Source organism: Leeuwenhoekiella obamensis (assembly GCF_055391795.1).
On record NZ_AP029251.1, the window covers coordinates 979,374 to 991,439 of the forward strand.

13 protein-coding genes are annotated in these 12,066 nt (G+C 38.3%); 12 read left to right on the forward strand and 1 reads right to left on the reverse strand.

Annotation, left to right across the window (positions count from 1 at the left end; all coding sequences use genetic code 11):
• Window positions 1-3 precede the first annotated feature (3 nt).
• The 9 genes from ACZ5L8_RS04345 (at window position 4) to ACZ5L8_RS04385 (ending at window position 8,822) form a co-directional block, all read left to right on the forward strand.
• Window positions 4-1,413, forward strand: a complete 1,410-nt coding sequence (locus ACZ5L8_RS04345; protein WP_462598659.1) for a bifunctional UDP-3-O-[3-hydroxymyristoyl] N-acetylglucosamine deacetylase/3-hydroxyacyl-ACP dehydratase — start codon at window positions 4-6, stop codon at window positions 1,411-1,413.
• A gap of 2 nt (window positions 1,414-1,415) precedes the next feature.
• Window positions 1,416-2,201, forward strand: coding sequence for an acyl-ACP--UDP-N-acetylglucosamine O-acyltransferase (gene lpxA / locus ACZ5L8_RS04350; RefSeq protein WP_462598658.1), 786 nt, complete (start codon window positions 1,416-1,418; stop codon window positions 2,199-2,201).
• A gap of 36 nt (window positions 2,202-2,237) precedes the next feature.
• Window positions 2,238-2,804 (forward strand): elongation factor P, encoded by a 567-nt coding sequence (efp, locus tag ACZ5L8_RS04355; RefSeq protein WP_462598657.1) that lies wholly within the window; start codon window positions 2,238-2,240, stop codon window positions 2,802-2,804.
• Complete coding sequence (locus ACZ5L8_RS04360) at window positions 2,805-3,743, forward strand: UDP-3-O-(3-hydroxymyristoyl)glucosamine N-acyltransferase (protein WP_464440072.1); 939 nt, start codon at window positions 2,805-2,807, stop codon at window positions 3,741-3,743. It abuts the gene before it with no gap.
• Window positions 3,740-4,153: a nuclear transport factor 2 family protein gene (locus ACZ5L8_RS04365; protein ID WP_462598655.1), complete on the forward strand. Its 414-nt coding sequence runs from the start codon at window positions 3,740-3,742 to the stop codon at window positions 4,151-4,153. The genes ACZ5L8_RS04360 and ACZ5L8_RS04365 overlap by 4 nt, the downstream gene beginning before the upstream one ends.
• 60 nt (window positions 4,154-4,213) lie before the next feature.
• Complete coding sequence (sucD, locus tag ACZ5L8_RS04370) at window positions 4,214-5,086, forward strand: succinate--CoA ligase subunit alpha (protein WP_464440074.1); 873 nt, start codon at window positions 4,214-4,216, stop codon at window positions 5,084-5,086.
• Between the two features lie 116 nt (window positions 5,087-5,202).
• Window positions 5,203-5,949 carry a 3-oxoacyl-[acyl-carrier-protein] reductase gene (fabG, locus tag ACZ5L8_RS04375; protein WP_462598653.1) on the forward strand — a complete coding sequence of 249 codons (747 nt, stop codon included), beginning with the start codon at window positions 5,203-5,205 and terminating at the stop codon, window positions 5,947-5,949.
• A 15-nt stretch (window positions 5,950-5,964) separates the two neighbouring features.
• Window positions 5,965-7,998, forward strand: coding sequence for a vWA domain-containing protein (locus ACZ5L8_RS04380; protein WP_464440077.1), 2,034 nt, complete (start codon window positions 5,965-5,967; stop codon window positions 7,996-7,998).
• Between the two features lie 8 nt (window positions 7,999-8,006).
• On the forward strand, window positions 8,007-8,822 hold the full coding sequence (locus tag ACZ5L8_RS04385; protein ID WP_464440079.1) for a prohibitin family protein: 816 nt from the start codon (window positions 8,007-8,009) through the stop codon (window positions 8,820-8,822).
• Window positions 8,823-8,876: 54 nt separating this feature from the next.
• Here ACZ5L8_RS04385 and ACZ5L8_RS04390 read toward each other — a convergent pair whose 3' ends face one another.
• Window positions 8,877-9,248, reverse strand: coding sequence for a hypothetical protein (locus ACZ5L8_RS04390; protein WP_464440081.1), 372 nt, complete (start codon window positions 9,246-9,248; stop codon window positions 8,877-8,879).
• A 249-nt stretch (window positions 9,249-9,497) separates the two neighbouring features.
• On the opposite strand from ACZ5L8_RS04390, the gene ACZ5L8_RS04395 reads away from it, so the two are divergent.
• The 3 genes from ACZ5L8_RS04395 to ACZ5L8_RS04405 are packed head-to-tail and all read left to right on the forward strand — an operon-like array spanning window position 9,498 to window position 12,048.
• The gene (locus ACZ5L8_RS04395) at window positions 9,498-11,024 is read left to right on the forward strand and encodes a DEAD/DEAH box helicase (RefSeq protein WP_462598649.1); all 1,527 of its coding nucleotides are present in this window, start codon (window positions 9,498-9,500) and stop codon (window positions 11,022-11,024) included.
• A 10-nt stretch (window positions 11,025-11,034) separates the two neighbouring features.
• Entirely contained in the window at window positions 11,035-11,733 is a 699-nt protein-coding gene (locus ACZ5L8_RS04400) for a DUF2490 domain-containing protein (RefSeq protein ID WP_464440083.1), read from the forward strand.
• A 6-nt stretch (window positions 11,734-11,739) separates the two neighbouring features.
• Window positions 11,740-12,048: a hypothetical protein gene (locus tag ACZ5L8_RS04405; RefSeq protein WP_464440084.1), complete on the forward strand. Its 309-nt coding sequence runs from the start codon at window positions 11,740-11,742 to the stop codon at window positions 12,046-12,048.
• Window positions 12,049-12,066 lie beyond the last annotated feature (18 nt).

Sequence of the window (12,066 nt, forward strand, 5' to 3'; positions counted from 1 at the left end):
TCCATGATAGGTAAAACCGAAACAAAACAAAAAACAATCGCCGGTGAAATTTCTTTGACCGGCGTTGGTTTACATACGGGGAAGAATGTTACCCTAACATTTAAACCAGCCAAAGAAAATACAGGCATGGCTTTTAAACGTGTTGATCTTGAAGGTCAGCCCGTTATTGAAGCTAATGCAGATTATGTAGTTAACACACAGCGAGGAACTAACCTTGAAAAAATGGGTGTAACTATACAAACAAGTGAGCATGTGCTTGCTGCCTGTGTAGGTCTTGGTATTGATAATATTATCATAGAGCTTAACGCTTCAGAGCCACCTATTATGGATGGTTCTTCTAAGTATTTTGTAGAAGCTTTAGAAAAAGCTGGTCTTGAAGAGCAAGAAGCCACTAAGGAAGAATACATTGTTAATGATGTGATAAGCTACCTTGATGAAGCTACAGGAAGCGAGATCATTTTAATGCCTGCAAACGAGTATCAAGTAACTACAATGGTTGATTTTGGTACTAAAGTATTAGGTACGCAAAATGCAAGTATTAAAAGTATTACCGAATTTAAGGAAGAGATATCGAGCTCTAGAACATTTAGTTTCTTGCATGAGATCGAGATGCTTCTTGAACACGGACTTATAAAAGGTGGAGATCTTAATAACGCGATCGTTTATGTAGATAAAGAATTGTCTCCAGAAACCATGGAGAAATTAAGACATGCTTTTAATAAGGACGATATCTCTGTTAAGCCTAACGGGATTTTAGATAACCTTACTTTGCATCACCCTAACGAGGCTGCGCGTCATAAATTACTTGATGTGATAGGTGACCTTGCTTTAGTAGGAACTGCTATTAGAGGTAAAGTTATTGCAAACAAGCCAGGGCATTTTGTAAATACACAATTTGCTAAAAAACTTAAAAAGATAATCAGACAAGAGAAGCGTAATAACGTTCCTACTTTTGATCTTTCTAAGCCGCCAGTGAAGAATGTGGTAGAAATCATGGATATGCTTCCGCATAGACCACCATTTTTGCTTGTGGACAAAATCCTTGAGATTTCAGATACGCACGTGGTAGGGTTAAAAAATGTTACTATGAACGAGCCTTTCTTCGTAGGGCATTTTCCTGGTGCTCCAGTAATGCCAGGAGTTTTGCAGGTAGAAGCAATGGCTCAAACAGGAGGGATTTTGGCGCTAAGCACAGTACCAGATCCAGAGAATTATCTTACGTATTTTATGAAAATTGATAACGTAAGATTTAAACAGCAAGTAAATCCAGGAGATACTCTTATTTTTAAATTAGAGTTGATTTCTCCTATACGCCGCGGAATTTGTCATATGCAAGCTTATGCATATTCTAATGGTAAACTTGCCACAGAAGCCGAATTGATGGCGCAAATAGTAAAAACAAAGAATAAATAAGGATGAATCAGCCTTTAGCATACGTACATCCAGGAGCGAAGATCGCAAAGAATGTAGTGATAGAACCATTCACTACAATTCACAATAATGTAACGATAGGAGAAGGAACCTGGATAGGCTCAAATGTTACTATTATGGAGGGTGCTCGCATTGGTAAAAATGTAAATATTTTTCCGGGTGCAGTGATCAGTGCGGTTCCGCAGGATAAGAAATTTGATGATGAAGATACGGTAACCATAATAGGAGATAACACAACCATTCGTGAGTGTGTTACTATAAATCGTGGTACTACAGACCGTATGAAAACTCAGATAGGTTCAGATTGTTGGATCATGGCATACAGCCACATCGCGCATGATTGTATCGTGGGTGACCACTGTATTTTCTCAAACAACAGTACACTGGCAGGTCATATTCTTGTAGGAGATCACGTTGTTTTAGCAGGTATGGCAGCAGTACAGCAATTTTGTACAATAGGTAGCCACGCGTTTGTAACTGGTGGTTCGCTTGTGCGAAAAGATGTGCCACCATTTGTAAAAGCTGGTCGAGAGCCATTATCATTTGTTGGGATCAATTCTATAGGCTTACGCCGAAGAGGTTTCACAACAGAAAAAATTAGAGAGATCCAGGATATCTACAGAATTCTCTATCAGAAAAATTACAACAACAGTCAGGCAGTGAATATCATTGAAGCTGAAATGGAAGCAACACCAGAGCGTGATGAGATCCTTCAGTTCATTAAAAATTCACAAAGAGGTATCATGAAAGGATATTTCTCAGCAGGATAATCAAGAAATTTATAATTTAGAATAAGCTTTATAATTATGGCAACTACTTCAGATATTAGAAACGGAATGTGTATCCGTTATAACCACGATATTTATAAGATCATTGAGTTTCTTCACGTAAAACCAGGTAAAGGTCCTGCTTTTGTAAGAACAAAATTAAAAAGCGTTACGACAGGTAAAGTGCTTGATAATACTTTTTCTGCAGGTCATAAGATCGAGGATGTGCGTGTTGAGACAAATGGTTTTCAATACCTATATAATGATGGTGATTTTTATCACTTTATGAATGTAGACGATTATACTCAAATTCGTCTTTTAGAAAGCGCTATCGATCAACCAGGACTTCTTAAGGAAGGTGAAGTGGTAAGCGTTTCTATTAATACAGAAGATGGTGCGCCACTTTCAGTAGATATGCCTCCTCACGTAATTCTTGAAGTTACGCACACAGAACCAGGTGTAAAAGGTAACACAGCTACAAATGCTACAAAACCAGCAACTGTAGAATCTGGTGCAGAAGTTCAGGTGCCTCTTTTTATCAACGAAGGTGATAAGATCAAGGTTGAAACTGAAAAAGGTACTTACAAAGAAAGAATCAAGGAATAATTGAAATTTCCAAGACCACATACACTTAAGGAGATCGCGTCGCTCATCAATACAGAATATGTAGGTGATAGCGATTTTCCTGTTTTAGGAATGAACGAAATTCACGTGGTAGAGCCAGGTGATATTGTTTTTGTTGATCATCCTAAGTATTATGACAAGGCGCTAAATTCGGCTGCAACCATTGTACTTATCAATAAAAAGGTAGACGCGCCGCAGGGTAAAGCACTACTAATTTCAGATGATCCATTCCGTGACTTTAATAAGCTTACATTGCATTTTAAGCCTTTTCGCAGCAGTGATAGTGCTATTTCGGCTTCCGCCAAAATTGGTCAGGGAAGCATAATTCAACCCAATGCTTTTGTAGGTAATAATGTCACCATAGGCGAGAATTGCATCATACATGCAAATGTGAGTATAGGTGACGACTCTATAATAGGTGATAATGTGATTATTCACAGCAACACGGTGCTGGGTGCAGATGCTTTTTATTACAAAAAAAGAAAAGAAGGTTTTGATAAATTGAGGTCTTCTGGTCGCGTAATTATAAAAGATAATGTAGAGATAGGTGCTAGTTGTACTATTGATAGGGGTGTTTCTGGAGATACAACTATTGGCGAAGGTTCTAAGTTAGATAATCAAGTGCATGTGGGTCACGATGTGATCATAGGACGAGAAGTATTAATTGCTTCACAAACTGGTATCGCAGGCTGCGTGGTTATTGAAGATAATGTAACTTTATGGGGCCAAGTGGGAGTTATCAGTGGTATAACCATTGGTAAAGGTGCTGTGGTTTATGCGCAGAGTGGAGTAGGGAAGTCGCTTGAGGCTAATAAGACTTACTTTGGTTCTCCTGCAGATGAATTTAGAATAAAATTTAGGGAACTTGCTGCTACAAAGCAATTCCCAGAGATTTTAAACAAACTTAAAAAAGAGTCATGAGCAAGACAGGTAAAGAAATGGTGCAGGAAATGTACGAGTCAGATTTTTTTAATGACCCTACGATCTTGCAAAAGTATTTACATCCAGAAGCAGAACTATACTGGAATGCTTCAACTGGTTTTTCTAAGATGACCTACTCTGATCTAGATAATATGAGTAAGGAGATGGGTAAAGGATTTGTGTCTTTACGTCCTTCTGTAACTCATGTACTAGAGGATGATGGTAAGGTTTGTATACGACTTACATATTACCTTAAAACCATTGAGAATCCAGATGAAGAAGTTTCAACGATTCACTTTATGGCGATCTGGGAGCTTAAGGATGGTAAACTTTATAAAGGATATCAAATAAGTCTTCCTAGTGATGAAGACCCATTAAATATTGACGCATATAGCCGTATAAAGTATTGAAATTACTTTAAGGTTCACCCATAATCAACTATTTTTACAAGATAAAATTCAAATAATAAAATGAGCGTTTTAGTTAATAAAGATTCCAAAATAATCGTACAAGGTTTTACCGGTAGTGAAGGTACTTTTCACGCAGGTCAAATGATTGAATATGGCACAAACGTAGTAGGTGGTGTAACTCCAGGTAAAGGAGGGCAAGAGCACCTAGGTAAGCCAGTTTTTAATACAGTGCAAGATGCTGTTGATAAAACAGGTGCTGACGTTTCAATCCTTTTTGTACCGCCTGCATTTGCTGCAGACGCGATTATGGAAGCTGCTGATGCAGGTATCAAAGTTATCATCGCGATCACAGAAGGTATTCCTGTTGCAGATATGATCAAAGCAGCCGCTTATATTAAAAATAAAGATTGCAGACTTATAGGTCCTAACTGTCCAGGAGTTATCACTCCAGGTGAAGCAAAAGTTGGTATCATGCCAGGATTTGTATTCAAGAAAGGTAAAGTAGGTATCGTTTCAAAATCAGGAACACTTACTTATGAAGCTGCAGATCAAGTTGTAAAACAAGGTCTAGGTATTACAACAGCAATTGGTATTGGTGGTGATCCTATCATTGGTACTACAACTAAAGAAGCTGTTGAATTACTTGCTAATGATCCAGAAACTGAGTGTATCGTACTTATCGGTGAGATAGGTGGACAACTTGAGCCAGATGCTGCAAGATGGATCAAAGAATCTGGAGTTACTAAACCAGTAGTAGGTTTCATCGCTGGTGAGACTGCTCCTGCTGGTCGTACAATGGGTCACGCTGGTGCAATCGTTTCTGGTGCAGATGAGAGCGCAACAGCTAAGAAAAAGATCCTTGCAGAATGTGGTATTCACGTTGTGGATAGCCCAGCAGAGATCGGTAAAAAAGTCGCAGAAGTTTTGGCTTAAGCCAAAAATCAATTCATATAAAAAGCGGGTTGTAATAATCCGCTTTTTTGCATTTTAGGCCAGAGTACAAAAAGTGTTTTGGCTATATTTGACAACTGACCAAATTAGAATATATCATGAAACTTCTTGAAGGAAAGAACGCGATCATAACCGGTGCCAGCCGTGGTATTGGTAAAGGTATCGCCAGAGTTTTTGCAGAGCAAGGTGCAAACGTAGCATTTACTTATAGCTCATCTGCCGGCCCAGCTGAAGAACTTGAAAAAGAGCTTACAGCGCTAGGTGTAAAAGCAAAAGCATATAAATCTAATGCAGCTTCATTTGAAGAAGCGCAAGAGCTTGTTGCAAGCGTTTTAAAAGATTTTGACAGCATTGATGTTTTGATCAACAACGCGGGTATTACAAAAGATAACTTGCTTATGCGTATGAGCGAGGAAGATTTTGATACCGTGATAGATGTGAACTTAAAGTCTATCTTTAATATGACAAAAGCTGTGCAGCGCACAATGCTAAAGCAGCGCAACGGTAGCATCATAAATATGAGCTCTGTTGTAGGTGTTAAAGGTAATGCAGGTCAAGCGAACTATGCAGCTTCTAAAGCTGGTATCATAGGTTTCTCAAAATCTATGGCGCTAGAGTTAGGTTCTCGTAACATTCGTACAAACGTTATTGCACCAGGTTTTATCGAGACAGAAATGACCGGAGCACTTGACGAAAAAACTGTAGAAGGATGGAGAGCTGCAATTCCATTGAAACGTGGTGGTAGCCCAGAAGATATCGCAAACGCATGTGTTTTTCTTGCCAGCGATATGAGTAGCTACATTACAGGACAGACGCTTCAAGTAGATGGCGGAATGTTGACCTAAAACAGACATTTTTTAATGGATACACTTACCGTTTTATTTATTGTCCTTGCTGGGATCGTAGCGCTGGGTGTATCTGTATTTCAATATTATTTTAGAGCAAAAAAAGGTAAACGACTTAATATGTTGTTTGCCTTTTTTCGTTTTATCACGCTTTTTGCGTTGCTTTTGCTCCTCATAGATCCTTCTATAAAAAGCAATGATTATTATACGGTAAAACCTATTTTGGCTCTAGCCATAGACAACTCTGCATCTATTGAGAAAATGGGCGATGTCGCACAGGTTAAAGAAGCGATATCACGCTTACGCGAAAATGACGGCATCAATTCCCGTTTCGATGTTGAGACCTATACTTTTGGCGAGTCTACTCATGTTTTAGATAGTTTAGCTTTCGCTGAAAAGCAAACAAATATTGCGGCTTCTCTGCGCAATTTAAAATCCGTATATCGCAAACGCAATTACCTGCCGGTGCTCATTACAGATGGTAATGCAAATATTGGTGAAGATTACAGATATGTAGCTCGTGATGAAAATAAGCCGGTTTATTTTCTCGCAGTGGGTGATACGGTGCAATATGAAGATCTGCAGGTAGATCGTGTAAATGTTAATCGATACGCGTATTTGGATAATCAGTTTCCGGTGGAGGTGATCACTAGTTATTATGGGGATTCAGAGGTAAATTCTCAACTTGTAGTAAGCCAAGGAAACTCAGTTGTTCACCGCGAGAACATAAGTTACAGTCCCAATAAAAAATCACACATTTTTAACTTCTTCTTGCCGGCTGCTAGCGTAGGAGTTAAAGAATATACTGTTTCACTTACTGCGCTTGACAGCGAAAAGAATACAAACAACAACACTAAAGTATTTGCTGTTGAAGTTCTTGATCAGCGATCTACTGTGGCTATCATTTCATCAGTGATTCATCCTGATCTTGGCGCTTTGAAAAATGCGATACAAAGCAATAAACTGCGCAATGTTGAGATACTAGATCCATCTGTTGAAGTTTCAAGTTTGAACAAATATGATCTTGTTATTCTCTTTGAGCCTAATCGTTCTTCTGCAAATATTATTGAGGAATTAAATACGCTAGATAAGAATACCATTTTTGTAATGGGGCCTAATACTGATGTTACGTATTTAAACTCGGCGCAAGAGGTTTTTAAACAGCAAATCACTAATCAGGCAGATGAAGCGCAGGGATATTTTAATCCTAATTTTAATTCTTTTCAGATCGAGAATTTCTCGATAGAAGATTACCCGCCCCTTGAAACGAATTTTGGCAGAATCACACTTTCGGCTTCTTCTGACATTGCGGTTTATCAAAGCATAGGCGGTGTACAAACTAAAAATCCTTTGATCGCTGTTGCCGAAGAGCAGGGCAGGAGACAAGCTTTGATTTTTGGTACAGGCATCTGGAAGTGGCGCGCGCAGAGTTATCGCAATCTGGGTAGCTTTGAGACTTTTGATAATTTTATTGATAAGCTGGTTCAATATGCGGCTTCTACTACGCGCAAAACCAGGCTTAGGTTAGAGTATGACAACTTTTATTATGGCGGTAGCGGTATAAAGATCAGTGCGCAGTACTTTAATAAAAACTATGTTTTTGATCCGGGAGAGCGATTGAATCTGAGTATTTTTCGTGAAAACGAAGAAAAAATATTTGAATCACCCATGATCGTAAAAGGCGGTTATTATGAGGCTGGTTTGCCAACACTAGAGCCAGGGAAATACAATTTCACTGTTGCGGTAGATGATCAAAATATCACAGAAAGCGGCGCTTTTACCGTGGTTCCTTATAATATTGAGGATCAATACAGCAATGCAGACTGGGCGAGAATGAGCCTTACGGCGAAAGAAACTCAGGGAAAAGCCTTTACTTTAGATCAGCAGGATGCGCTTTTAGATCAACTTCTTAATGACGACAGGTATCGCCCTGTTCAAAAATCGGTTAAAACGAATGTAACGTTGATCGATTTTCGTATACTATTAATAGTGATAGCTGTTTCGCTTGCCGCGGAATGGTTTCTTAGAAAATATAACGGCTTAATTTAATTTTTATCATGGATCGACTTCCAAAAATTGGTATACCTATAGTAATAGGTTTTATCATCGTATTAATCATTGTTTTTAAATCTACGATCACTATTGGTGCTGGTAAAGCTGGCGTGCTTTATGAAACCCTAGGTGATGGTGTAGTTACAGATCAGCCACCTATGGGAGAAGGTTTTCATTTTGTAGCGCCATGGAACAAGGTTATAATTTATGAAGTGCGCCGTCAAGAATTGAAAGAGACAATGAATGTACTTTCGTCAAACGGTCTTGATATTAAATTAGAAGCATCAGTATGGTACAGACCTACGTATAGCAGCTTAGGCAAACTGCATAAAGAAATAGGTGAAGATTATTTATCTAGAATTCTATTGCCTACCATACGTTCTGCGGCTAGAAGTGTTGTGGGACGCTATACACCAGAGCAATTATATTCTTCAAAACGTGATGCGATACAAGCAGAGATCTTTGAAGAAACTAAGAAAATCGTAGATGATCAATACATAGAGCTAGATGAAGTCTTGGTTAGAGATGTGACGCTGCCGCCAACGATTAAAGAAGCTATTGAGCGTAAGCTGAGACAAGAGCAAGAGTCGCTTGAGTATGAATTTAGATTAGTATCAGCGCAAAAAGAAGCTGAACGTCAGCGTATACAGGCGCAGGGTAAAGCAGATGCAAACCAGATCTTGAGCGCATCTCTTAATGATAAGATCTTGAGAGATAAAGGTATTGAAGCCACACTTGAGTTGGCTAAATCAAATAACAGCAAAGTGATTGTAGTAGGTTCTGGCGACGATGGGTTACCTATTATTCTAGGCAACAACTAACAATAAAAAAGCCCGATCATTTGATCGGGCTTTTTCTTTATCATTAAAAAGAGATTAATTCTCTTCTGCATATTCTTGCATCGCTTCTACATAAGCACGCAAGTCTAGTCTGTTTGCAGCATTCTCAGAATCTTTGATCAGTCCAAACAAATAAGAAAGACTTTCTTTTGGCTCAGCCTCTTCGATCTCGATTTCTTCGTCCTCATCAATAGGCTCATCTTCTGGGATACCTATTGCAAAAGTTTCATTTTCTTCAATATGCTCAAAGGTTAATCGAATGGTTTTTGCCAATAATGGGCGTTTTTCTTCTACAGCAAAAGGTCTAAGATCCTTAAGATCTTGTACTACTGTATTAATAATTATGCCGTTATGCTCTAAATCTTCAATTAGTTTGTCGAGCAATTTTATAGCCTGTGGATTGTTCAATTTATCAGAGTTTATTTTGTTGTAAAGTTAAAATTTTGATGCTTTATTATCCGGCTCGGCGGCCAAATTTTTAAAAATCTTTTAAATGCATCGTCTTATTTTCAAATCGATTATTAATTGTAACACCTATTTGGGTTTTGTAAATACTGAAGCACATAAATTAAGAAATCCGTAATTCCTGCGGTAATTCTTTTAATCGCCCATTAAATCGATTAATTTTGTAAGATTAACACAGAAAGCAACTCTCTTTTGAGCGACCACACAAAGCAAAAACAATCTAAGAAGAAGGAACTCTACAATTATCAGATAAAAGATCTAGATAAGATCTTTACCTGTATTGACGAATCTCCAGATAATTTTAACCTGCTCTATCAGTTACCTACTGGTGGTGGTAAGACGGTTATATTCTCTGAGATCGTGAGACGCTACATCGCCGAAAAGAAGAAGAAAGTTGTAATTCTTACACACCGTATTGAGCTCTCTAAGCAAACCAGTAAAATGCTTACTGGCTTTAACGTGCCAAATATGATCATAAACAGTAAGGTAAAAACCTTAGCTGGTAATGAGCATTATATGTGTTATGTGGCGATGGTAGAGACGCTTAATAATAGATTGCAAGACGGCCAGATAGATATTGATGAAGTAGGTCTTGTAATTATTGATGAGGCGCATTATAATAGCTTCAGGAAGTTGTTTACTTATTTTGACAACGCATTTATTCTGGGAGTAACTGCTACACCTTTAAGTAGTAATGTAAAACTTCCTATGAAGGATAATTACCGCAAGCTTATTGTGGGAGAAAGTATCTCATCGCTTATTGATAAAGGGTTTTTGGCGAAAGCCGGAATACATTCTTACGACGTAGGATTAGGAACCCTGCAAATAGGTATAAACGGTGATTATACAGTAAAGTCTAGTGAGATTCTTTACACTGGGCATATCATGCAAGAGAAGTTGCTGGGTGCTTATGAAGAACGCGCTAAAGGGACTAAAACCCTGATCTTTAATAATGGTATCAATACGTCACGATACGTTTATGAAACCTTTAAAGAAGCGGGCTACGAGGTAAGGCACCTTGATAATACACATAGTAATAAAGAGCGTAAAGAGATTTTAAAATGGTTTAAGCATACGCCAGAAGCGATCCTTACTTCCGTAAGTATTTTAACAACAGGTTTTGATGAACCTACTGTAGAAACCATAATTTTGAATCGCGCTACTAGATCGCTTACGCTGTATTTTCAGATGATAGGTAGAGGTTCTAGGATTTTGCCAGATAAAGATAAATTTCAAGTGATCGATCTGGGTAATAATATGGCCCGTTTTGGGAGATGGGACGCACCAATTGATTGGAATGACATTTTCCATTATCCAGATTTTTATCTGGAGAACTTAGTGAGTGATGAAGAGATCGAGCGTAATTTTGAGTACAAAATGCCGCCTGATCTTAGAGCAGAATTCAGTAAGTCTGAAAGTATCGAGTTTGATATTAAGAAGGAATACGAAAAAGTTTTTGCTCAAGGATTAAAATCTAAAATAGCTTTAGAACGTTCTATAGAGCAGCATGCGAAGATCGTTTTTGAAAATACTGAAGATGTTTTTGACGCACGTATTTTGGCTAGCCAACTTAAGGATGAGATTAGTTACCGCATACGTTTGTACTCGTATTGCATCATGAAAAACACTAAGAATTACAAGGATTGGCTAGAAGAAGATTATATGCGTAAATTGCGATTAAAATTGAGCCAGATGTACGCTAATGTCGCTGCACAGTAAAATCACTAATTTGAAGCTATATAAAGTTCTTCTATTTTTTATCGTTGTTGCCTTTGGCGCAGCAAATGTGCGTGCTCAAGAAGGTATAAGCGAGACCGGTGCATGGTATCAATATATCTGGAGTAAGAAAATAGGTGATAAAGGCTGGGGTGTAAACGGTGACTTTCAATATAGAGATTTTGAAGGTTTGGGAGATTTTCAGCAGTTTATTGCTAGAGCGGCGGCAACATATAATTTTAAAGATACTCCGCTTACCGTGACCAGTGGTTATGCTTATTTCAGCACGGGAACTTTTGGCGAAAGCCAAAATACAGTTGCTGAGCATAGGTTGCATCAAGATATTTTGCTTCCGCAAAAAGTAAGTGAACATCTTTACCTGGGCCATAGAATTAGAATTGAAGAGCGATTTATCGACAATCAGGACTTTAGAACTAGATATCGATATATGCTTGCAGTGCGAGTGCCATTAAATGGAAAAGGTCTAGGACAAAATGCTCTGTATGCTATGGGCTGGTCAGAGGTTTTTGTAAATGGACAGCAAGATATAGGTGATGGGCGCCGCGTATCACTTTTTGACCGAAACTGGTCTGCAATAGGCTTGGGATACAGTTTCACAAATAAATTGAAATTAGAATTGAATTACATGAGAGAGATTACTGATGCTTACACAAAAGGTCAGATAATTGTTCATGTAAATCATACCTTATAAATCTAAATGAATTTTTTACAAAGAAATAGAACGGTTCTGGGGGCAATTTTGCTCACCGTTATGCTTGCTTCAAAGCTGGCAGACCTTCATTCTTTGTTTCATATTAAAGATGCTGGTAAAGCACAACATTGTGAGTTGTGTGTGATCTCTCAAAAACAGCATCAAAATCATGAGTTTCTTGTTCCCACAATTCAGGAGTTTGAACCTCAAGAAGTTCTTGTTTCTGCAGATGTTTTTCAATCAACTATTGTAGAGCAAGAATATACAAAACTTCCACAAGGGCAGTATTTTAACAAGCCCCCACCTGTGATTTAATAATTCCTCGAGTAGCGG